Annotated in this window: 20 protein-coding genes and 1 pseudogene; 4 read left to right on the top strand and 17 right to left on the bottom strand. The window is 44.8% G+C overall.

What is annotated here, in order from left to right; genetic code table 11:
- Window positions 1-25: 25 nt before the first annotated feature.
- The 7 genes from CTT30_RS17125 to CTT30_RS17155 all read right to left on the bottom strand — a co-directional run bounded on the left by CTT30_RS17125 (window position 26) and on the right by CTT30_RS17155 (window position 10,803).
- Window positions 26-3,127 (bottom strand): efflux RND transporter permease subunit, encoded by a 3,102-nt coding sequence (locus CTT30_RS17125; protein WP_252037243.1) that lies wholly within the window; start codon window positions 3,125-3,127, stop codon window positions 26-28.
- Window positions 3,124-4,440 (bottom strand): efflux RND transporter periplasmic adaptor subunit, encoded by a 1,317-nt coding sequence (locus CTT30_RS17130; RefSeq protein WP_252037244.1) that lies wholly within the window; start codon window positions 4,438-4,440, stop codon window positions 3,124-3,126. Before CTT30_RS17130 ends, CTT30_RS17125 begins: the two co-directional genes overlap by 4 nt.
- 4 nt (window positions 4,441-4,444) lie before the next feature.
- Window positions 4,445-5,095 (bottom strand): TetR/AcrR family transcriptional regulator, encoded by a 651-nt coding sequence (locus CTT30_RS17135; protein WP_252037245.1) that lies wholly within the window; start codon window positions 5,093-5,095, stop codon window positions 4,445-4,447.
- Between the two features lie 497 nt (window positions 5,096-5,592).
- Entirely contained in the window at window positions 5,593-7,866 is a 2,274-nt protein-coding gene (locus tag CTT30_RS17140; RefSeq protein WP_370689725.1) for a glycoside hydrolase, read from the bottom strand.
- A gap of 92 nt (window positions 7,867-7,958) precedes the next feature.
- Complete coding sequence (locus CTT30_RS17145; protein WP_252037246.1) at window positions 7,959-8,774, bottom strand: DUF2861 family protein; 816 nt, start codon at window positions 8,772-8,774, stop codon at window positions 7,959-7,961.
- Window positions 8,771-9,421 carry a response regulator transcription factor gene (locus CTT30_RS17150; protein WP_252037247.1) on the bottom strand — a complete coding sequence of 217 codons (651 nt, stop codon included), beginning with the start codon at window positions 9,419-9,421 and terminating at the stop codon, window positions 8,771-8,773. The genes CTT30_RS17145 and CTT30_RS17150 overlap by 4 nt, the downstream gene beginning before the upstream one ends.
- Window positions 9,418-10,803 carry an ATP-binding protein gene (locus tag CTT30_RS17155; protein ID WP_252037248.1) on the bottom strand — a complete coding sequence of 462 codons (1,386 nt, stop codon included), beginning with the start codon at window positions 10,801-10,803 and terminating at the stop codon, window positions 9,418-9,420. The genes CTT30_RS17150 and CTT30_RS17155 overlap by 4 nt, the downstream gene beginning before the upstream one ends.
- 173 nt (window positions 10,804-10,976) lie before the next feature.
- Here CTT30_RS17155 and CTT30_RS17160 point away from each other — a divergent pair, with 173 nt between their 5' ends.
- Complete coding sequence (locus tag CTT30_RS17160; protein ID WP_252037249.1) at window positions 10,977-11,465, top strand: GNAT family N-acetyltransferase; 489 nt, start codon at window positions 10,977-10,979, stop codon at window positions 11,463-11,465.
- Between the two features lie 24 nt (window positions 11,466-11,489).
- On the opposite strand, the gene CTT30_RS17165 is transcribed toward CTT30_RS17160, so the two are convergent.
- From CTT30_RS17165 to CTT30_RS17175, 3 genes are all read right to left on the bottom strand, one after another.
- On the bottom strand, window positions 11,490-12,149 hold the full coding sequence (locus tag CTT30_RS17165) for an HAD family hydrolase (protein WP_252037250.1): 660 nt from the start codon (window positions 12,147-12,149) through the stop codon (window positions 11,490-11,492).
- Between the two features lie 69 nt (window positions 12,150-12,218).
- Entirely contained in the window at window positions 12,219-13,007 is a 789-nt protein-coding gene (locus CTT30_RS17170; RefSeq protein WP_252037251.1) for a substrate-binding periplasmic protein, read from the bottom strand.
- Between the two features lie 166 nt (window positions 13,008-13,173).
- The gene (locus tag CTT30_RS17175; protein WP_252037252.1) at window positions 13,174-15,087 is read right to left on the bottom strand and encodes an ATP-binding protein; all 1,914 of its coding nucleotides are present in this window, start codon (window positions 15,085-15,087) and stop codon (window positions 13,174-13,176) included.
- 217 nt (window positions 15,088-15,304) lie between these two features.
- Here CTT30_RS17175 and CTT30_RS17180 point away from each other — a divergent pair, with 217 nt between their 5' ends.
- Both CTT30_RS17180 and CTT30_RS17185 read left to right on the top strand, forming a co-directional pair.
- Window positions 15,305-16,213 carry an endonuclease/exonuclease/phosphatase family protein gene (locus CTT30_RS17180; protein WP_275658322.1) on the top strand — a complete coding sequence of 303 codons (909 nt, stop codon included), beginning with the start codon at window positions 15,305-15,307 and terminating at the stop codon, window positions 16,211-16,213.
- Between the two features lie 108 nt (window positions 16,214-16,321).
- Window positions 16,322-16,471, top strand: a complete 150-nt coding sequence (locus CTT30_RS17185) for a hypothetical protein (protein ID WP_239864493.1) — start codon at window positions 16,322-16,324, stop codon at window positions 16,469-16,471.
- A gap of 37 nt (window positions 16,472-16,508) precedes the next feature.
- On the opposite strand, the gene CTT30_RS17190 is transcribed toward CTT30_RS17185, so the two are convergent.
- Complete coding sequence (locus tag CTT30_RS17190) at window positions 16,509-17,909, bottom strand: class II fumarate hydratase (protein ID WP_252037253.1); 1,401 nt, start codon at window positions 17,907-17,909, stop codon at window positions 16,509-16,511.
- Window positions 17,910-17,926: 17 nt separating this feature from the next.
- Window positions 17,927-18,307 (bottom strand): hypothetical protein, encoded by a 381-nt coding sequence (locus CTT30_RS17195; protein WP_252037254.1) that lies wholly within the window; start codon window positions 18,305-18,307, stop codon window positions 17,927-17,929.
- A gap of 212 nt (window positions 18,308-18,519) precedes the next feature.
- On the opposite strand from CTT30_RS17195, the gene CTT30_RS17200 reads away from it, so the two are divergent.
- On the top strand, window positions 18,520-19,470 hold the full coding sequence (locus CTT30_RS17200; protein WP_252037255.1) for an endonuclease/exonuclease/phosphatase family protein: 951 nt from the start codon (window positions 18,520-18,522) through the stop codon (window positions 19,468-19,470).
- A 22-nt stretch (window positions 19,471-19,492) separates the two neighbouring features.
- On the opposite strand, the gene CTT30_RS17205 is transcribed toward CTT30_RS17200, so the two are convergent.
- From CTT30_RS17205 to CTT30_RS17225, 5 genes and pseudogenes are all read right to left on the bottom strand, one after another.
- On the bottom strand, window positions 19,493-19,939 hold the full coding sequence (locus tag CTT30_RS17205) for a methyltransferase family protein (RefSeq protein WP_252037256.1): 447 nt from the start codon (window positions 19,937-19,939) through the stop codon (window positions 19,493-19,495).
- A 60-nt stretch (window positions 19,940-19,999) separates the two neighbouring features.
- Window positions 20,000-20,590: a Crp/Fnr family transcriptional regulator gene (locus CTT30_RS17210; protein ID WP_252037257.1), complete on the bottom strand. Its 591-nt coding sequence runs from the start codon at window positions 20,588-20,590 to the stop codon at window positions 20,000-20,002.
- A 101-nt stretch (window positions 20,591-20,691) separates the two neighbouring features.
- The gene (gene trhO, locus CTT30_RS17215; protein WP_239864483.1) at window positions 20,692-21,672 is read right to left on the bottom strand and encodes an oxygen-dependent tRNA uridine(34) hydroxylase TrhO; all 981 of its coding nucleotides are present in this window, start codon (window positions 21,670-21,672) and stop codon (window positions 20,692-20,694) included.
- Between the two features lie 323 nt (window positions 21,673-21,995).
- Window positions 21,996-22,261: pseudogene (locus tag CTT30_RS17220) on the bottom strand (transposase domain-containing protein); the annotation flags it as partial.
- Between the two features lie 109 nt (window positions 22,262-22,370).
- Entirely contained in the window at window positions 22,371-23,291 is a 921-nt protein-coding gene (locus tag CTT30_RS17225) for an ATP-grasp domain-containing protein (protein ID WP_252037258.1), read from the bottom strand.
- Between the last annotated feature and the right edge of the window lies 1 nt (window position 23,292).

The following is a 23,292-nucleotide window of genomic DNA, read 5'->3' on the forward strand; positions in this document are numbered from 1 at the left end:
TTGTTGTATTCATAGACTGCAGTTCTTAAATCTCTTCATGTTTATGCACTACACCAAAATCGGCGAGGATGGCATAAGCGGCAGGGATCATAAACAGCACCAGAAGTGTGGATGCAAAGATGCCGAATACGATGGAGATGACCAGTGGCTGGATCACTTGTGCCTGTAAGCTGGTCTCCGTCAGAAGAGGTAATAAACCTGCGGCTGTTGTCATAGAGGTGAGAAAAACGGCTCTGAAACGTTCACGGCTGGCTTTGACAACCGAGTCATGAACACTGTCACCTTCATCGACATGATGCCGGATGTACTGCACCAAGAGAATCGAATCATTGACCACAATACCTGCTAGAGAGACAAAGCCCATCATGCTTGGCATGCTCAGCGAGTGGCCGAGCAGAATATGCCCCCAAACCACACCAATAAAGGCCAGCGGAATAGCCAGCATGACGACAAAGGGCTCTAGGTAACTGCGGAACTGATAACTCAAAATAGCAAAAACACCGAACAGACCGAGCAAAAAGCCTTTACCCATTGAGGTGGCGGTTTCTGCGGTGTCTTTTGCCTCCCCTTCAAAATCGAATCGAAGCCCCGGGTATTTCTTGATTAACTTAGGTGCTTCTTCTTTTTGGAACTGAGCGATGATGGCGGTTGAGTTTGCTTTAGTGTTATCAATATCTCCGAATACGCTGATGGTACGCAATCCATCAATACGTTGTATTCGCACGTAATTGCGTTGGAAATTCAAAGTGGCAATGGTTGCGAGAGGAATCTGGCTACCATCCGACAGAATGATCGGGAAGTTTGCTAATTGTTGCAAGTCTCCCGCTTGGTCTTTATCGAGACGGACTTCGATGGAAATGTTTTCCACGCCGACCTGAATCTCATCGGCGGTTTGACCAAAGAAAGCAGCACGCAGCTGATTTGCGATAAGCTGGCCATTAATACCATAAGTTTCGGCACCAGGACGGAGTTTGACGAGCACCTCTTCTTTACCCATCCGCATATCGTCAAGCACTCCATGCACGCCATCAAACTCGTTGAGATATTGCTGAATGTCGATGGAAGCGGCTTTCAGAGCGTCGAGATCATTGTGTTTCGCCCGTATCTCGATGGCACGTCCACCCGGCCCCATAGTCGGTTGCTTAAAAACCAGTGAAATTGGGTCAGCGAGCTCGCCGACATCTTCACGCCAAGCTGCAATGAATTCCTCAATTAATGTGTTTCGGCTTTCAGCCCCCAGCAAATCCAAACGCACTGTGGCAATATGTGGGCCTGATTCACTCGCATCAGCGTTGGCATTGAACTGACTGGTGATATGCTGGACGAGTGGTGTGCCGTTTTCCTGATTGTCACTCCACTCTTTATCAAGCCTTCGTGCCGAAGCGATGATTTTATCGACAACGTCTTCCGTCTGCGAGAGTGAAGAGCCAGGCGGAAGAATAATACGTGCTTCTGCAATGTCGCCGTCTAGCTCAGGAAATGGCTGAAATTTGAGTAGCCCACCGACTAAGGTTGCCGCAGAAATCAATAATAGGGCAAATACCCCACCGATAAAGGCGTAGCGATATTGGACTACTCTCTCAACGGCGCTAATTAACTTGGTATTACGGAAATATTCGAATTCACTCAGCAGTTTTTGTTTGAATTTTGCTGGCGGCTTATCTTGCTTTTCTTTATGCAAAGAATGAGAAAGGTGGTTAGGTAAGATAAGAAAAGCTTCAACCAAACTTAAGGTTAAAACTAAAATCAACACCTGTGGGACGGCTTTGAGTACGGCGCCCATTTCTCCTTGAAGAAACAATAGGCTTCCGAAGATACAGACAGTCGTCAGGAAAGAAGAAATAACACCGGGTAGCACTTTCTTTACGCCATTAGTTACGGCTTCGTCCACCTTCTGACCTCGGTCGAGGTGGGCCGCGATCGATTCGGCAATCACAATGGCGTCATCCATCATGATACCAATCGCCATGAGTAGCCCGACCAGAGACATGATGTTAATCGAAAGGTCCAATTGAGCCATCAGAAACAAACCACCTAGGAATGCAACAGGGAGGCCTGCCGCAACCCAGAATGAGTAACGAAGGCTAAAAAAGAGCCACATAGTAGCAAAGACTAATATGATACCCTGCCAACCATTTTTGACCATCATGGTCAAACGGTCCCACAGCACTGACGACAAATCATTAGTCAGCTCTAACGTGACGCCATCGGGGGCGATGGCTTGTTGGTCTTCAACAAACTGAGCGACACGCTCTTTGATACGCAGTGCATCATCCTCTTTGTTTTTGCTGACTTTCAAAAGCGCGGAAGGATGCCCGTCAAACAGAACTTTTTGCTCATCCAACTCGAAGCGATCAGTGATGGTTGCGATATCATGTAAGCGGATGAGAGAACCATTGGGACCAGAGCCGACAACGATAGATGCTAGTTCTTCAGGGGTTATTCGCCTTTCGTCAAATCGTATCAGGAAGTTCTTATCTGGTGTTTCCACATTGCCACTGGGTAGTTTTACGTTCTGACGGCCAATTTGTTCAGCAATATCACCAACGCTCAGGCCAAGCTGACGCATCGCTTGGCTGTCCAGTTCGACTTGAAATTGGTGGTCAGAAAACCCGGCGACCTCGACTAATGAAACGTCATAATCGAGTTTTAATGTCCGTTTAAGCTGTTCTGCGTAAGCTTTGAGCTCTGGCCAAGTGGTGTCAGCAGTAATCGCAACATCCACTACCGGTTCATTCCAGTCCAGCTCTTGCACCACAGGGGATTCTATTTCTTGGGGGAAGTCGTTAATCGCATTGATTTGAGTCTGTACATCGACCAGCATACGGCCAATGTCTGCTTTCTCATCTAACTTTAAGATAAGGCGAGCTGACCCTTCAATCGCTTCGCATTGAGTCTCTTCGATGTTGGCCAATCCATCGACAGCATCTTCCATGCGGACACAAATACTTTCTTCTACTTCCTGCGGTGAGGCTCCGGGGTAAGTCACACCCGCCATGATATATGGAGGATCAAATTCTGGAAATGTCTCTCGTTTGATTGTCGATAAAGAAGTCATACCCAATATCAGCAGCGTCAGCATTAGCAGGTTTGCGGCTGTTGGGTGTTTAGCGAAGAATCGGATCATGATTCAGACTCCTCACTGTTGTCGGCTTGATCTTTGAGGAGCATTCCCTCAATCGCAGGGAGAAGATCGTTCACAATCAGTTTTTCACCCTGTTCAAAGCGACCGTCGATCACAACATGGTTGTCTCGTCGGTAAAGCACATTGACGGTACGTATTTGTAGCCTGTTGTCGTGATCTTTGATGTAGACCTTATCACCATGCAATGCTCGTTCTGGAATTACCCAACTTGGGTTACCTTGACCTTCGATTTTAGCCCTGACGAACATACCATTTACTAGAGGGGGAACTGACGTTGGTTTTAGGTTGCGATAATCTTGCTGAACTTCAAGAATCACACCTACGGTTGCTTGATTGGGGTCTACTGTCTCGCTGATTCGCGCTACTTTGGCAGGCCAGTTGGCATTGAGGTTGCCGCTATTGAGTTCAATCATGGCAGTGACCGAAATCATATCGGGTTGTGGGATACCTGCTGCGTCGCGCCCAAACTCCCCTAAGCTGGAAGCGAGCGTGTGCATGTCATGAATGGATAGCTGGGCTTCCACCTCCATGACATTGATACCGTGTGCTGTCACCATGGTTTGCTGTAGATTGACGACTTGATTTTGTTCAACTTCGATATCAGCGATACGTAGGTCATAAGGGAGCGTGATGACGGTTTTTTCCAGAGCCCGCTGGGCCTCCTCGACTTTGGACGTATTCACTTTAACCAGGGCCTCAGCGAGTCGTTTTTCGTCGGGCATTAGTCCGATTTGATTATCGATATCAACCACTAGCTTACGTTGAGATAGGGTACTCTGTTCCTGTTGATCGACGTCGGATTGGGAAGTGAGTCCTTTCTTGCGTAAGTTTTGTTTGCGTTCAAGCTCTTTGTTGGCGATAGCGAGGCGGTTTTTCTCAATTTTTAACGTCTGCTTAAGGTTGTCTTCTTCCAGCGCCAGCTTAGCTAAAGAGATTTGTGAAGATTTAAGATCCGCCTGAGCTTGTATCAGTTTTAATTCATAATCGAGAGGGTCGATTCTAAGGATTTCAGTACCAGCTTGAAGTACTTGTCCTTTTTCTAGTTTAGGGTGTCGATACACGACTTTCCCCGTCACTTCTGCAATTGCTTTCCACTCCAGTTTAGGGGCAACTTTACCAAAGCCGATAGCCATCGGTGCGATAGATTGCAGTTCGAGGGGGATGGTTTCTACAAGCCTTGCTCGATCTCCTGCTGGTTTTACGGGGAGCTCCGGCTTCATCTTGATGGCCAAAACCAACGTGATGATACCCACGGCGAGTGCGGGGAAGAAAAGCAGCTTTCTGTTGATATTCATAGGGTCATTCCGTTGATTGGGAAGGCTGAAGGAAGCCTTGTGTCATAAGTTGTATGTTGTGTTCAAAAAGGCGATTGAGAAATTCTTCGTTGAGCTCAATGCCATGAATGGCCAGTAAAGCTTGAGGAGCGATAAAGGGGAAAACCATCAGACTGATGTAAGAAACACGGCATAGTTTGGGGTCGGCGTCAGGTCTTAACACTCCACTGTCTATGAGCTTGTCAAAGATCACGTCCTGCATCGGTTGGCCGATATCATCGAAGACTTTCTCAATTAATTTACGTTGAGTTTCTGATGGTGACATGTTCATCACTTGAGCGATGAGCCTAGGAAACTGTGGAATCTTGATCATTTCACGATAGTACGTACGCATGAGGTCGAAAAAGTTTTTTTGGTTACTGTCGGCGATCAGTGTCCGTATTTGATGCTTCATTGGTTGGAGCGTTTCGCGGATCATGGTTTCGAACAGGCCTTCTTTGCTTCCGAAGTAATAACGTATCATTGCGACATTGACGCCTGCACGCTTAGCTACGAGCCGAGTTGATACCTTGTCGTACGCCATCATGGTGAAGAGCTCACGAGAGTGGTGAATAAGCTTGGCGCGAACATCGATTTTGGTACTTGGACGGCCAGCTTTCCTCAATGATTCAGCCACGAAATTATGCCTCAGATATTAAACAACTGATTAATTATAGAGTGCTGTTTTTGTCTGCGATATGTGAAAAATTCAACAGTATTTAATCAAGTGATTAATTAATCGAATACTGTGAGGTGAGTTAAGTTTGGTAAGTCGATTCGCAAGAAAATACCCGCACAGTGGGCAGACTGTACGGGCAAACAAGGGCAACAATTTAAATTTTTTAGTTTGGAGATTGTTGGTCTAATTTCCATATCCAAACTGTTATAAAGTATTCGTGGTCTTTAGAATGACTTTGTATCAGTGTAACCAACATTGTTTAAAGTAACATTAATGTTATTTTTGTTTAAATGGTAAATTCGGAAATATACATTCCATTTATGAAAACTCCGTGCGACAAATTGTCAGTAGCTTAGCGCGTTGTTAGCCCACCATATAGGGCTGAAACCAGAGAACCAACTGCTGATAGTTCGTCTTCTTTTATATTTGAAAGAGCGACTTTGGCTGCTCTATGTTTATGGATGGTGCGCCTGCCAGTGGATCTGACGCCCATTGCTCAGTTGTGCCAGTATGGAGTGGGGAGCAACTTTAACCCCTGAACTTTCAATGGATTTGGAGCCAAAGTTAGCGGTAATAGTGCTACCGTCGCTGAAAGAGGTTTGCTGAACCTGTCCTGATTTATCCAGCCACTTGAAGCTAGTGAGTGGTTTGTCCCACAATTGCTCATGGATGGGAGTATATGCCTGCTGGTAGTGCGCTAGTGCTTTGAGTCTAGGGCTGTCAGGTGAGTTTGCTTCATCTCGTGTCAGATGCACCATTGGCGGTGTATTGTAGAGCATGGAAATCAAGTCACGTTCGGCTTGGACGTTAGTGAATTTAAGGCTATCACTGTGCCAGTGATGGCTGTTTATCACTTCGTCATGAAAGACGACTTGGTAAAGAGGCACTCTAAACTGAGGTGAAAATAGCAGTGTTTTATAAGGCTCTTTGACCTGCGCACTCTTAAAAAAGAACTCTGGTTTTTGGTCTGGATACCAGCGCCCTAAAAAATAAGGCGAGTGTTGGTCGTGCTTCATCTCTTTATCTGTCCAGCCGAAGCCGACAGTCTCAAGCCCATGAGCAAATGCGATGCCGGTTGTGGTGAGGCTATTGCCATCTTCTGAGCCCAGTACCAGATTACCTTGCTTGGCAATCCAGTTCATTCGCTGGTTAAACGCATTCAGCATATCGCTTTCACTACTGTTATCACGATAGTCTTCTCTTGCCATTGCTGTTGCGTCTACGTCGAGAAACAAGCTATTGAATCGGCCGTATTGGATGATGTCCTCAACGCGCTGCTTCACGTAATCCAGTTCGCAATTTGGGTTAAGGTAGTAGCCATTGCCACGAAACCCTGTTTTCTTTTCACCGTTTGCTTGCTCAATCGCACATTGCTCTCTCATCTGGTCAGGGAGTTGAGCTGTTAACCACCCGTCGTTAAGGCCTTTTGGTATCGCCGTGTTGTAAGAATCATAGGTGGCGACCAGATAACCCAATTGTTTTGCGGTATCAATAACTTGAGGCTGATAAAAGGCAGGCATCCAGTTGTCGAAGCCCAGCCAAAGTTTGGTTAGACCTGCTTTTTTCATATTATCGAGCATATCGAGTGATAACGCTTGCCCCCATCGGTCAGGTGAAACTAGGTATTGTGAAGCATTCTGCAATAGCCAGTGCTTTTGGCGTTGTGCAGCTTGGTACTGCGCTGCGATAGCATTGTTGTTTTGTGATGGTGCAGGGGCGAGGAACTTTAGTTGCAAGGACGCATTGAGTGAGTCAACAAGTAATTGTTTATGATAGCGACTCAGCCAGTCTCGGCCTTTAGTGAGTGGCTTGATCTCTTGGATTGCCACCTGAGGTTGTGTGAGATCGTCTTGTGAAAAATACCAGTTTTTGAGTCCCCACCAATCTGTGACATCGTCAGTACTGATCAGCGTTTTGCCAAACAGATAGACCTGACTGGCACCAATTAACCTCGCCAATTGAGGCGTTTGCTTTGCTTTTTCAGCCAGCGTTGTGGATTGATGATGATCAATGCGCCATTGCTTATAAGCTTTGGCGCCATCCATCCAGTTGTCACCTAAGGTTATTCGCACTTTGAAGGCTTGGTTTTTATTGAGAGTAGTAAAGCGGTGGTCTGCTAACATATCAACTTTGGGCATTGTGTTAGAGAAGGTGAGGCTGTTGTTAGTCGCATTGACAAGGTGGTAGCTGATCGTTTTTTTGCCTTGTTGAACAGTCCAAAAGGGCATTTTCAGGTCTTGAGTGGTATTTGCTCCTGAGTGGTTTTTTGTCAGATAGTTCGCCCACATCTTGTTGTCTACTGGGATGCGCATTCCCTCACTAAAGGGGAGGTAAAGTGTGTCGGTGCATTTTTGCGGCAAATCAAACCAACGTAAAACGATAGGTTGGTTGCGTTTTATCTTAGTTTTTTTTGGAACCGCGAAGCTCAGTTCAAGAGCCTGCTCTTTTAATACCGCGTTGACGCGGAGCTTACTTGGTTGGAGAACCCAATGTGCTTTGGTCGGTGAGTCCACTGTGAGCCTTGAGATCGTTTGAGCTTGTTCATTGACACTCAAAGATGGACTATTAATGACAAGATCATTCCAGCGAATGCTCAGATCTTGGGGGGAGATAGCGATCTGATTTGAGTGGTCACTCAGAGTCAGTGTTTGTGCGCTTGCGCTAAAAGGTAGAATCGCGAAAAACGACAGCGAAGTCAAAGCGGCCATGGGTTTGAATTTAAAAGACATGACGAAATCCTATTAGTGGTTTAAGTCACTATTAGAGCGCACGCTATGGTGCTTGATGTCACCCATTTGTCTCTATTATTTTGTGTATTGGCTTACTGGCTGGCCGAAAAGGGCAGAGCCAGCCTCTGTATATATTCAACCTTAAGCCCCTGTTGATACTCGAAGATTGAGACCGATGCACTGAGATGTGCTGCTCCTTTTGGTTGTTGACTCGATTTCGGAAATGGAGCATTGAGTGTTTGAATCGGGATTCGTCTATCGATCAATGTGTAGTGGCGATCAAACCATTGCCAGTGTGCCATGGCTTTCGCACAACTGTCGGTCACTGTAGGTGGAGTCACAGTGAGCTGCTGTGTGATGTTATCTAGCGTCAGCCAATTTTGATTTTTTGGCATTGCGATGATCAGCGCGTAGGCATTCTCGTTCAGCTTTAGTTGGTAGACGCCAGATTCGGGCTCAACCAGCATTTCTTCGCTTTCCATCTCCTGATAGCCTAGCTGAGAGGTAAATAATCCATGCAGAATTCTTTTCTTGGTGGGAGAAGTGAGCTCAACGTCTAATGTGGAATGTACATCTTCAGCGGATAGTTTGATTTGAAAACCCTGTGAAGCCAAGCCAGAGCGCCGGACAAAACTGAGGCTGATATTGGCCGGTAAAAACTCTGAGTGAGTTATGAGCTTTTGACCACATTGAGTTTGGTTTAAGATTTCTAATTTCACAGGCTGCCAGTAGTCACGGCTGATATTTTGCTGGCTGAGCGCAAGATGTAACTCCTGCCAGGCGAGCAGAGGCTGTCCGTTAAGTAGGGCTTCGTAGGTGCGCGAGAGTGGCGTATCGCTAAACCAATTTGCATAAGAGGTTATTGAAAATAACAGTGCGCACAGCAGGCAGAATGAACGGTGCATCATAACGCAGCCTCATTGAGCCGATAGCCCACACCACGATGCGTCTCGATATTCAATACAGGCAGTTTCTGCCGAAGACGTAACACATGGTTGTCTATGGTTCGAGTGCTGGGAAAAGCTTGATATCCCCAGATTTTATTCAGTAATTCATCTCGATGAAAGACGCGCCCTTGGTTTTGTACTAGTAGTACTAGCAGTTGAAACTCCTTCGGCTTTAGGGGGATTGGCTGGTTGTCGAAGGTGGCTTCACGTTTCGCAAGATGGATTTCAATCTTGCCGTAATGAAGAGTGCTGTCTCCTAATGGACGGAGCTGGCTGACAACGCGTGCCAACAGCTCTTGATGGGAAAAAGGTTTGGTGACATAGTCCTTTGCTCCTGCCATCAGACCTTCTACTTTTTGCTCAGTGTCGATTCTAGCGGTGAGGAAAATAACGGGCAGAGCCTTGAGGAGCAGCCAATGGGGTAAATGAGCCACACTGTCTCCATCGCTTAGCTGTCTGTCGAGTATAACCAGATCCGCTTTAAACCAGTGTTTCTCCACTTTGCTGGATTCTTGCTCCCAAATACATTGGTAGCCGTTCGACTCAAACCAAGAGACAAGCCCTTGCCCGAGTAATAAGTCGTCTTCAATCAATAGCAGGGTCTTCATAGCGGTATCTCCAGTGTGCAGCGCGTAGGTTGGCGCTGTATGGTTAACTTCCCGCCAATTAATTGAATTAAGTGTTCAACAATATTCAAACCTATTCCCATATTTTCATTGTTTGTTGGTCGCCGCAGATGAGTTAAAAATCGCTTCATTGGGCTAGGGAAAGATCCTTGGTCAGTCACTTCAATAACTAAAGTCCTGTCCAAGGTTACGTTAATGCCAATTTCGCCTTTGCCGTGTTGTTTGGCATTTTTAATTAAGTTTTCCAGGCAAATAGAAAGCCAATAGAAAGGCAAGGTTAACGCTTTATTTTGGTTGAGCTGGTAATCGAGTTGATGCTTTTTACAAATGTGATCAAGCCAATCACTGAGGTAAGCCGTCTGTTCAAGTAATTGTTCGGAGCGTTGTGTGCTCAGATAAATCTTACTGTTTTCTGTTAATTGTGACAGCCTTTGGTGATCAGACATTAAGCGCCAGACCGCTTCCTGAGCTTTCTCTGGTAAGTGATCAAATTGATCTCGAAGCATCTCTACAGTTAGACCTAGGCTAGTCATTGGTGTGCGTAACTCATGAGTGAGCAACTGCAGTACGAAGCGTCTTTCACGACTTTGTTTGCGTTTGGCGTAGAGACCTTTGGCGGTGGTAAAGAGTATCAATAAGGATAAACCTGCGACAAACCAGCGTAATGCGAGGACATTTTCTGCCATCTCACTGATACAAAGATTGCTGTAGCGAAACGTGCAGTTCGGACCTGTAATTGTGATATCAAGCTGACGTGCAAGGGGGCGCCATGTATCTGCTGATATCGACTTCCAACCCTGTTCACCACTTAGCCACAAAGTGTCATCTTCCATCCATGCTCTGTAGCCTTTGAGTAGGGCTTCTCGGCCAGTTGCTGAGAGGGCTGAAAATTGGCTATGTAAGGGGTGCCTAGGGTTATTAACCGTTAGGTAACGAAACAGATTGTCACTCTGTATATCTGGATATTGAGCTAGATAACGATCAGCAAAGCTGCCACCTGCGGGGTGTAATAAGTGGTGAGTAGCGAACCACTCTTCGTTAAGCTTTTGGCGTTTACACAGCGCTAACTCGAACTCGGCAGCATCACTGAGGTGTTGAGGCAATGGATCATTGAGAGAGCAATTCCGAGATATCTCGTGAATATATTTAATATCTGACCAAGTGTAGTATTCAAAATCAGGATAACGGGTGCGCTCTTGGAGTAACTCGGCTGGAAAGCGGCTGAGCTGTTGTTGACTCACCAATACATCCTCTGATTGCCAGCTTTTTTGGTAAAGCGATTGCCATCTCTCTTGTAGGCTCTGTGCTTGTGTGTAACAAGGAAATACCATAATAAAACACATAACCAGACGATATCGGCGCATGGGTGAGCTCAGGTTGGATGGAGTGTTAGAGATTTTAGCGGCTTTTTAGCTGTGTTTGTAACTTATATGTCAACATTGTTCTCTTAAACGCTGGCTGCTCAGATTAACAAAGGTTAATGAATATTGATGATATGAATATTAACTTTGCTCCTAGTAAAGTAAGGGGAAGCATAATGTTAGAGTGGCGAATCAAAACGTTTTCAGAACTCTCGGTACATGAATTGTATGAGTTTTTGCGCTTGAGAGTTGATGTGTTCATCGTTGAGTCACAAGATCCATACAGCGATCTCGATGGGAAAGACACCCACCCAGAGACCCGTCATGTGATGGGGTTTGATGGCGATAGGCTGGTGGCTTACAGCCGACTCATGCCTCAAAGACTAGGGTATCCAGTTGAGGTTCTTGAGCTTATTAAACCAGAAGATCAGGATGTGACGATTGGTCGTGTGATCATAGCCAAAAGTCATCGGGGAAGAAGCCTAGGGCATGCTCTGATGAAAATGAGTGTTAACACGATCCGAGAGATCTACCCTAAAGATGCCATTTTTATTTCCTCTCAGGAACACCTTAAAGATTACTACGGTTCTTATGGCTTTAAGGTGTTTACGGACCGTTATTACGAGGATGGCTGTGTTATGTTAGGGCTGAGATTTGTGCCCTGAGTTGGCTTCGCTTCAAAAGAACGTTTAACCCCAGTGGAGTACAACCCAATTAGGACGCTCTGATATTGCTCTCAGCTTGGGGCATGGGTTGATCAAATAAACGAAATCAGCACGCTCGCACAAAGGCAGATCATTGATTGAGTCGGTGAAGAAGTGAATTTCGGAGTAGGGCTCTGCTTGCACTGACAGCCACTGCTCTAGCCTAGTCACTTTTCCTTCTCGATAACTCGGTACCCCCGAAATTTCTGCGGTATAGCGGTTATCAGTAGTGACCAAATCAATTCCCATGGAGTGCTCCACACCTAAGTGTTGTGCAACGGCTTCTACGAGAAAACTCACTGTGGCTGATATAATGAGTGTTTGTTTCCCTTGTTGATGAAGTTCCGCTAACAAAGGAATAGATTGACGAAATTGTTTAGGAACAATCCATTTATCGACACACTCTTCAACGAGCATCTGAACGTCTTCGATTGGTAAGTGAGCAATGGGCGCCATGGCAAAGTTAAGGTAATCGTCCATGTTCAACTGCCCTTGAGCGTACAATTGCATCAGACGTTGGTCTTCCGCAAGGAAATTGGCATCATTGACGATGCCTTTCTCAACGAGAAACTCGTTCCATAGCATGGCACTGTCTGCGTTGATGAGGGTTTCGTCAAGGTCGAAAACGTAAAGAGGCTGAGACATGTCGAGGCTCTCGCTGATGTAGGATTAGGTTGGCATGGCAGGTTAGCGAAGGATTGTGACAGTTTGTTTTCACTCACTGTAAATGGCATCGTCAGAAGCATCGGAGTGGAAAACTTGGTTTTCGAAACTAATGATTTTTTGGTATTCACCGGATTGTATTAATTGCCGCATACCCATGTAGAGCACGTCATTCAGCTTTTTGTTACGTTCGTGGTTGTGTTTAGCGAACATGACATACATTTCTTTCTCAATAATCGGTTTAGAGTGAACTCTGAGTTTGTTGATTTGTACTGCCGGTAAGACAGTACCCATCATGTAGTAGCCACGATCTATGGCTGCGGGGTACGCGTCAATGCGATGCTTGCCGAGTTTAATGAAATTGCTTTGGTCTTCATTAGCAATTTCTACTCGTACATCTTTAGATTGAAGTAATCGGGTCACTTCGTAATCTTGAGTAGCACCAATACGATATTGGTTTAAATCGTCATGCTTTTTCCAATCGAAGTGACTATCTTCGTGGTAGAAAAACACAATTTTTTGTTTGAAAAGCGGACTCGAAAAAACAAAAAACGGTTCGTGCTGTTTGCTTCTAAACCATGGAAATGTTCCATCGTATTGACCGGATTGAGCATACCGATATGCTCGGCTCCATGGGTGGTAGTCTATGACGACACGATACCCTTGGGTGTGATAGGCGGCTTTAACGAGAACTTCGGCAATCTTATGGTCCGGATTGTTTTGACTGCTGGTATATGGCTCCCAATCGCCAACAACAAATTTGACCACCTTATCATCCGTTTGAGATACCGCTAGCGGAGGCAATATCAACAATAAAACTAACGCGAGAATCCTACTCATGGTTTGTCTCTTTATGAACCCTAACTTCCAATTTAGATGATAATTGAATTAATAAATAGTTCTGATTCATTAAGAGCGACGTAATGAGACCTTCTAAACATGCGTGACTTATTCGTCCTGTTGTTTTTGTTGAACGGTCACTGGATAAGAGAGGGGAGGCAAGTTTTTAGGTTCGGTAGGCCATTTTTGCTTTGTTTTGCGCGCTTTGATAAGCGGGAACATAGTTAATGAGCGCCTCTTCGACCTCCTTAGGTTTAACAGGCTTGGATAAAAAACCATTCATGCCAATCTCAAAGCAGCGTTCTCTGTCTTCTTTTACCACGTTGGCAGTAACCGCGATAATAGGCACATAAGCTGCCCAACCTTCTAGCTGGCGTATTTTTTGTGTTGCTTCATACCCATTCATCACTGGCATTTGGCAATCCATTAAAATGGCTGCTACTTCGTTTTTCTGACAATATTCCCAAGCTTCTTGACCGTTGTTGGCGATATCAACTTCCAGGCCAAGTAGATTCAGCATGACCTGAATAACCTGCTGGTTAACCCGCGTATCTTCTACGACTAGCACCTTGAGGCCAGTTTTGTATTTGGGAGACAGTCTTTTCATCTGTGTAGTGGCAGAGGCGGGAAACGTGACCAAATTGGGGGATGATGAAGCCAGAGTACTTGAAGCAGCAGTCGCACCATCAACCGGTATAGAAAAGTAGAAGCTACTACCGAGGCTTATTTCGCTAGACACTTCGAGTTTACCCCCCATCATCTCAACAATTTTCTGGCTGATGGCTAAGCCTAGCCCAGTGCCACCATACTGCCGTGTTGTACTGCCATCAGCTTGCTGAAACTTGTTAAAAATGGCTTCTAGCTTTTCTTTAGCGATACCAATACCAGTGTCTTTTACTTCAAACTGCAGTTGCTTGCCCGCATCGTTCTCTAACATTTTAATATTAAGTTCTACATAGCCTCGATGTGTGAATTTAAGAGCGTTACTTATAAGGTTGTTAATGACCTGTTTTAGTCGGACTGAGTCCGCTTCAATGGTTTGTGGAATCGCTGGGTCAATATTGCAGTCAAAGAATAGCTCTTTTTGTTTTGCGCGAATGCTGTACTCATTGGCTTGCTGCTGTATTAGCTTCTTTAAGTCAAATTCAATGGGGTCTAATTCAAAATGGCCGGCTTCGATTTTTGAAAAATCGAGGATATCGTTAATGATGTCGAGCAGGGTATGAGAGGATGTGAGTAAGATATCGACATAATTGCGCTGCACTTCATTGGGGTTAGTTTCTTTGAGCAATTCCGCAACTCCAACGATACCGTTCATTGGTGTCCTGATTTCATGGCTCATGTTGGCCAAAAATTCACTTTTCTTGATGTTGGCGACTTCGGACTTTTCTTTAGACTCAATGATCTGTTGATAGTTAGCATGTAGTTTATCAACACAACGGTTATATCCTTCGGTTAACAAACTGATTTCATCGGCAAAAAGACGGTTGGTAGGCGCCAGCTTGCTGGGGTTCGGGCTACCATTGAAATCTGCCATGGCCGCAGAAAGATGGGCTACGGGCTTTAGAACCAGTTTACGGGTAATCCATAGGAGGCTGGAGACTATCACACACGTCTGAATAAATGTCATGGTGAGAAGAAGCAAAAATTTGTGCCATAGCTGCTCGTAAACAGGAGCTAGATCGGTTTCTATTTTCAGTTGCCCAAGAGTGAAGCCTTTGCTGCCTAATTGATAGGTAAGATCCCATACGTTAGTGATTTTTTCCCCTTCGATAGGCTCACCCAACTCAACAAGAGGTTTGCTGCTATCGAGGATGGTGAGTCTATCGACGTAGGAGCGTTGAAATATTTCATTGACTTGAGTGAAGAGCCGTTTTTGATCTTCCACCCATAAATTGTTTTGCAAGCTGTCGATATAGTTTTCTTCTATATGCAGCATCTGCTTATCGAGTTTTTCTTGCTCTGCTTGGTATTCGACGTAAACGTTGATACCAGCGATGACAAATGCCATAGCTGTGCTAAGTAGAAGAGTGGCAATAGCAAGTTGTTTGTCTATGCCCAGTTGACGTTGTGTTTTCATAGCAAGTTATTATGTGTTTAATTGCTTACTAATAGCCTAGTATTAATTGTGTCTTTAGGAAAACCGATTTTTTGCTTTGATTCCCCAAGCAAAGAGGTGACAGAGCATTTAAGGATGTTCGGTCGAGAATAAAAACGGTATTTCCGTAGAACTGGTACATACTTAAGGAAAGCTCCACTTAAAAGGATTTATGGTGAGGCGTTGGAAAATATGGTTGATGGTCTACACTCCTGCACTGGTTTGGGCAGGGCTATCACTTAAAGAAGCGACTTGGTGGATAGAAAACATAGTCGCGTATCCCAGTTTATTTTTGATTGTCTACCTAGTGCTAGCATTGGTCTGTGCTCTAATGCAAAAGTGGGCACATAGTGCGGTATGCGTTGTTTTAGCTGGAGCGTTCGCGTTGATGACCCCTAAGTCTGAGCAAAAGCTTGTCGCCCAATGCGCTAACCCTGTGTCTGTAGCACAGTTTAACCTTTATTATGAGAATCCAGATGTGAATGCATTCATCAATTACCTGCTCACTAAACCGGCAGACTTGATTGTGATGCAAGAAGTTGCCCCAGAAGTTGGCGACAAACTTCAAATGCTTAATGATATTTATCCTTATTTTTATGGTGGACAGGAAGGGGTTGGTTATCCATCTAGTCAGATGATTCTGAGTGTTTCCCCTTTGAAAAATATGTCGGTCTTCATGACACCGGATGAACAGAATATTATTCGTGGTACTTGGTACCCGAATAGACAAGGGGCGATCACATTGATTGTTGCTCATCCCCCTTCACCAAGGACAAAAACGTTGTGGTATCGACGTAATGCCTTGATTCAAACGATAGAGTCTCTGCTTGAGGTATACCCCAGTGATGAAGTGATGGTGGTCGGTGACTTTAATCTTTCATCTACCAGCCTACGCTTTGCTAAGATGTTTCCAACGTTTCAGAAAGCCCCTGTTGCAAGTTGGCCAAATTGGGCAGAAGCGTTTAAAACTCCGCCTATTTCAATGATTGCGATCGATCATTTGTGGCTCCAGTCGGTCAGCGCTGGTAGAAAGATTTGTCAGCGTTACAGTTCACCGATTCCAGCAGGTTCGGACCATTTGTTAGTGAAAACGAAAATTGGTTATTAATGATCGCTTATCATGACTCACTCACTATGGTGTTGGGAAGCATTGCGGTGACCAAGAGAAGCCTTTAAAATCGCGCTTCCACTGACCTAAGCGCATGTTTGAGGAAATATGAACAATGCCCAAGCATTAGTGACACAAAGTGCGGAGCACGCGATATCACCTAAGCGTGAAATTGTACTCCGCGAGATGTTGTCACTGGCAAAAATGGCATCAGTAATTGCGGTTCCATTTTTGTTTTTATCTCTGGCTTGGATATAAACCAGAGCACACAGCACAAGGATGTGTGCAAGCAGGTTTACTCCGCAACCCCACCCTGAGTGAGTTTTGCCGGGTCAAGCAGGCGCTCAAGCGTTTCACGGTCAAGATCGGTTTCTTCCTCCGCAACATCAATAATCGCACGTCCTTCTTTGTACGCCTTCTTAGCCACCTCGGCCGCTTTCAAATAGCCAATCACAGGGTTGAGTGCCGTCACCAGAATCGGATTTTTCGCTAATGCGACTTGAAGGTTGTCTTCACGGACGTTGAATGTTGCGACCGCTTTGTCGGCCAGTGCCATCGCACTGTTGGCCAGTAGTTCGATGCTTTCCAGTACATTATGAGCGATCACTGGTAGCATAACATTGAGCTGGAAGTTACCAGATTGCCCAGCCACTGTGATGGTTGTATCGTTACCGACGACTTGTGCGGCAGCCATGGCTGCTGCTTCAGGGATTACTGGGTTCACTTTGCCTGGCATTATCGAAGAGCCAGGTTGCAGGCCTTGAAGCTCAATTTCACCCAAGCCAGCAAGTGGGCCCGAGTTCATCCAACGCAGGTCATTCGAGATTTTCATGATAGCTACAGCAGCCGTTTTGAGCTGACCGGAAAGAGCGACCAAGGCATCCTGACTGCTAAGGTTGTAGAAGAAATTTTCACTAGAGGTGAATTGCAAGCGCGTTGCCTGAGAGAGATTATCTGCAAAGGCTTTAGCAAATCTAGGGTCTGCGTTAATACCAGTTCCCACAGCGGTGCCGCCTTGCGCTAATGCTTTCACGTTCACTAGGCTTTGTTCTATACCATTTCTTGCTTGTTCCAGTTGGAATTGCCAGCCACCAAGCTCTTGATCAAATGTCACTGGCATGGCATCCATCAGGTGCGTTCGGCCAGTTTTTACTACATGGCCAATTTCATTGCGTTTATTCTTCAACACGGTAATGAAATGATTTAACGCTGGGATAAGCTGCTGTTCGGCCATTAATGCAGCACTGACCTGAATTGCGGTTGGGACAACATCATTACTACTTTGCCCCATATTGACGTGGTCGTTTGGACTGACATCACCACCAAGAATATCGCTGGCCAGAGTGGCGATCACCTCGTTGGCATTCATGTTCGAACTTGTGCCAGAGCCAGTTTGAAATACGTCAATCGGGAAATGTTCTAAGTGCTGACCATCAATAATAGTTTGCGCCGCATCAGCAATCGCATTGGCGATGTCGCCTTCCATTAAACCTAGTTGAGCGTTTGTCAGCGCTGCGGTTTGCTTTACGTATGCCAAGGCCTGGACAAATGCAGCAGGCATTTTGTGCTGACTGAAATGAAAATTATCGACTGCGCGTTGAGTCTGCGCTTGATAGAGAGCGTTAGCTGGTACTTTTACTTCACCCATGCTGTCTTTTTCAACACGGAATGTTTGCGGGGCAGAAGGTTGAGTCATTGGTGATCCTTTTTAATCTAGTCGTGCGGCGTTTGAATTCGCTTTAATTGTTGTTGTAGGTGTAAGAACTTAATGTCGCCATCGTCCCATTGGTAGTAGTAGCGCTTTAAGCATAGTAAGGGAGTATGAATGGCGTCGAGGCAGACCCGCCTGAAGGTACGACTTCTTATCGGATCTTGAATCGCTTCAATTAAGTGAGCGTAGACTTGACGAAGGAAAAACTCACATAGCAATGGATTTTCATTCTCTGAGCCATGTTCATAAAGCGACGATAACGTCATCGCCCAATGAATATAATCATGAATGACATCTGGTTCGAATCCATAAGGCGTGTAGCGATCAATGAATCTGTCTTGCGCTTTAAAGAATGCATTGTAAAGTGGTTTTTGGCTATCCATACTGACCTCAACTTATTGTAATGATAATTATTATCGTTTTTATTGGATTGGATCAACCCCGTTTGATGATAAAAAGTAAACTGACCATAGGTAGAAACCGACTTAACAAAAATAAGTTAAGCAGGGTCGGTTGGTTTAACCCAAAGAATTGTCAGCGGATTCATAGTGATGCGTTTACACTAAAAACTGGCAGTAATCAGTAAGGTCGTACTTTGCTTACAGACAAAAAACTCACGTTTGCCACGGCAAACTTGTTCAATTTCATTGAGCCTCCTGGTGCATTTTATGACTTTGAAAATATCTATGAAGCGGAAGCTTGGGAATCCAAGTGTCGCTGGACGAAAAACGCGATTCAACAACTGAATGCAGACATCGTCGGGGTGCAAGAAGTCTTCAGTATTGATGCTGCAAAGAGGTTATTTGAAGGGATAGGTTACCAACACTTTGCTTGCGTGGATCGGCCTAAAATAGAGAGCGAGTATGTGTATTCTCAGCCCGTGGTGGCGATCGCCTCTAAGTACCCCATTCTGAGTTTAGCGCCTGTTGAGCCGCCATTTTCAATGTTAGAGGGCTATCCTGCCCCTATACCCGAGTTCAGCCGCAAACCTGCCTGCGCGGTTATCAATGTGCCAGATATTGGTGAAGTCGCGATTTACGTTTGCCATTTGAAATCGCAGAGAGCGACAGAAGCCGACAATGTTGAAAAGAGTCATCCACTGATCGGACAATGGTTATCTGCCCAGCAACGAGGTTGGGAAGCCGTAATGTTGCGTCTCTTTATGGAACAGCAGTATGCGAGACACCCGATCCCTACCGTATTAATGGGCGACCTGAATCAGCCGCTGACGAGTGATCTTTGCGGTTGGTTGACTAAAAATGTTGAAGAGGAAAGGGATTGGCTGAGATTACGCGATAGTTGGGACACTTTCAAAACTGAACATCTAAGTGCGCTGCGGCCAGCCACTCATTACCACTTTGCAAAGGGAAATGTGTTGGATTACATACTATTGTCTCAGGAGTTTCAGCCAGACTCGCAGTATTCGATGGCAGAGGTAACGGCATACACAACGCTTGATGCCCACTTGATTAACCCCAGCTTTGAGCTCGACAGACAGGCTAGTGATCATGCATTTATCGCCGTTACCGTCCGGTTTGTGCTTTGATCTCTTTGAATGGCGATTTCAGTTATATCCAGCGTCGAACATGACGGCAATATTCCTGATACTCTCTTCCAAACTTTTTCGTCATCTCTTTCTCTTCAAACGCAATGTACCATTTGTCTGTAATGATGATAAATGAGGCCGCTATTGTTAATGTCATTAATGAGCCTCCTAGCATGATGGCAAAGCCAATAAGTGCAATAGCCAAGCCTAGGTACATAGGGTTACGAGTGTATTGAAACACACCTTGTGTGACGATTTTATTGGGTTCTTCAAATGTCATGATGTTGGCCTTTAGCTTTTGGAATAATCGTTTTCCTGCGCTGGCCAGTCCTAAACCCAAGCAAAAGAGAAGAGCTCCTATAAGATTTAGGGGGTAAGGAATGAGGTCTTCAGTTTCCATGTACCAGTGTAAAAATATCATTAATATAATGAATAGAAAGAACATTTTGGGAGGAAGAAGTTTTTTCATATCGAGTTCCTTTTTTGGTGAGAACTCATATTAACTGGGCAAGTGTATGGCTGCCTTTACCTATGTTAAGCCCATTTCTCTTCTTATGCGGGACAAAGTGACGTCCGTAATGCCTAAGTACATTGCGATATGTCGAAGTGGTATTTGGTGACTATCCTGTTCAAATTCTTGTAAGAATGCGAGATAACGTTCTTTTGCCGATAACATTAAAAAGCTGGCTTCTCGTTGCTCTTTTTTGATCACAAGGCGCTCGTATAGACGGCGTAAAAATATTCCCCAGCTTCTATGGTTGTCCGCTAGGTAAAGCAAATTCTTATATGTGATTGAAGCAGTTAAGCATGGAGTGAGGGCTTGAGTATAAAAAGGGCTGGGGCTACCGTCAACAACGGTACTCACACTGGCAAACGCTCCGCCAATTCTTACTAATGACTTGTTTCGCTCGTTACCATCGTGATCGATATAGAAGTATCGCCCAATGCCGTCGATAACAAAATGGATTTCAGGAGGAAAGTCACCCTGACAAAATATATAGTCTTTAGGTTGGTAGGCATTAAAATGAATAAACTTCTTCGCTAAATCCAGATCGGATTGGTCGAAATCTTCAAGTTGTCGAAAGACAGTGTACAGCTTCTTTGTCGCTTCAAAATCCATGCTAACTTCACGTCCTAGGTTGAAAGGTCAACTGCCCTAGTTGTAAAAGAAAAATCCCCTCGCATCAATGCAAAGGGGATAGAAGAGAGAATGGAGTGAAATTATTTTGACTTTCTTTGCTGCTCTTTTCGGGCAAGCTTCTCTTTTCTGCGCTGAGCGATGACTTGATCCGCTTCACCACCTACGTGGGTTTCCCCTCGTTTCTTAGCAAGCTGGACTTGCTTTTCACGCTCACGGAATCGAGCTTTTTGCTCATCAGTATGCTTGTCAATGCATTTAGGACAGCTGACGCCTTTTTCATACGCCTCTGACGCCATGTCTTCTTCAGTAATGGGCAGACGGCAAGCATTACACATATCGTAACCGCTTTTTTCCAACTGGTGATTTACCGCTACACGGCCATCAAATACATAACAATCACCTTCCCATAGGCTTTCTTCTTCAGGGACTTCTTCAAGGTATTTAAGAATGCCGCCTTCTAAGTGGTACACTTCTTCAAAGCCTTGTTCCTTCATATAGGCGGTAGACTTCTCACAGCGAATCCCGCCGGTACAGAACATCGCCACTTTTTTGTGCTTCGCTGGATCCATGTTTTCAGCGACGTATTCAGGAAACTCACGGAAAGTCTCCGTTTTTGGGTTAACGGCATTTTTGAATGTACCAATTTCGATTTCGTAGTCATTACGTGTATCGACAACGAATACTTCAGGGTCAGAGATGAGCTCGTTCCACTCATTAGGTTTCACGTATGTACCGACTACGTGGCGCGGATCAATACCTTCCACCCCTAAGGTCACAATCTCTTTTTTGAGCTTAACTTTGGTACGGTTGAATGGTTGGTTTGCGTCGAAAGACTCTTTGTACACTATGTCTGCAAGGCGAGGATCTTGTCTAAACCAAGCAAGAAGGGCATCGATGCCTTCACGGCGAGCCGCAACTGTACCGTTGATCCCCTCATTTGCTAATAATAGCGTGCCACGTACTTCGTGTTTCTCCATCAGAGCCTTTAGTGGCTCGCGAAGTTCAACATAATCTTCAAGACGCACAAATTTATAAAGTGCGCATACTACGTAATCTGTCATGTTTTATCCTTTTAGCGAACTGGAGCGTAAATCCAGAGCTTTTTGTAAAATTGCGCGAAGTATAGCGAAGAGTACCCACGACAAATACGGACAATTTTTAGGGATAAAAGGAAGAGGGAGCGCCTGAGCTAGCAGAAACAATGAAGTGGTCAGCCTATGTTTGAGCTTACATATCTTCTATAAGTCGTCATTAGGTTGCTCAATTTTCTTGTATCGTAACTCACTATTGGACAAAAGTTTGCTAGCGATCTTGCTAAATTAGAAAATAATGAATAACTACAAGTATGGAAAGTTGCTTAACTTGGTGTCCAGTCTGCCTGGTGCAGATCATCATCAGCGAAGCCATCGACACAGACATTCATCCTTCGTGCTACTTCGGCAATAGGTTCATTACGAAAGAAAGCCATGCCGACAATTAACCATAAGATCATGTCACTTGGTAATCGACGGCGGCGAATAGCCGCTTTATCGGAAAGAGTGGCTGCCTTAGCACCCATTCATCTGGGATATGTTCAGAGAACGTGGTGAGTTGAGCTATATCAACAGGATTCTCTTCGAGAAAATCAGCAAAACAGTTTTGAATAGACATAAAAAATCGGAAACCTAGAAACAGGCTTCCGATTGTCTCTCATCAGAAGGATCACTCAACCGATCCTTATCTGATTTACATTGCCTCATTCGAGGGGCTTTTGATAATCTTAGTCATACTCCAAGGATGGCGTTCTATTGATAATGGATTGGACAAACATATCGGTACACTTAGGGGTAAGCGGTAGGCTTAATGATGGCTCTGTTATCTCAAGTTCTAGTAACAGTGGCTGACCATTTTTATCCTCTATAAAGTCTAACCTTGCGTACAAAAGTGGTTCACTAAGACCTAAGCTGCTCTGAGCCAAGTTCAAAATCCTAATCGCTAACGCCTTCTCTTCATCACTTGCTTCTTTTATTTTGCGATATTCCATATCAGGGGTTTTAGTCTCTCCATGTTGCGACAGTAGAGCCTCCTTTTTTATGGCATGCGAGTATGTATTATTGAAATAAATCATATTCGTTTCACCGTGCTCTTCTATAGTATGAAGATACGGTTGAATAATGACACCTTTATCGAGTTCCAATAAGTAGGTTACATGTTTGCGTATTTTGTCGATGTCTTCGACAGAAAGTCGAACTACACCAAACGAGTATGCGCCAATAGTGGGTTTGATCACTATCTCCTTAACATCCCAATCGCAGTTCTGAATTCTATCCAATGCATGGTGTATTTCAGTTTCTGAGTAAATGATTTCAGTTGGTACGATTGGAATACCTTGTGCCTCTAGTTGCTTCAAATAGCTCTTGTTTGAATTCCATTCAATAACCGACACAGGGTTGAGCAGAACTGAGTTCTTTTCAATGTTTTGGCAGAACTCAATAAATGGCTGTATCTTCTCCATGTAAGTCCACGGTGAACGTAACACGACTGCGTCATACATAGACCAGTCAGGGTTTGACTCGTCCCAAAAAACCACATCTGCTTGAACGTCAGTGTTCTTAAATGCATCTGTGATTAAAGGCATATCGTAGTCGACTGACAGACTATCGCTATCAGATATTAAGGCGACCTTCTTTTTTGCGTTCATT

Origin of the sequence: Vibrio coralliilyticus, from assembly GCF_024449095.1 — a bacterium.
In the GTDB taxonomy this organism is placed as follows: domain Bacteria; phylum Pseudomonadota; class Gammaproteobacteria; order Enterobacterales; family Vibrionaceae; genus Vibrio; species Vibrio coralliilyticus_A.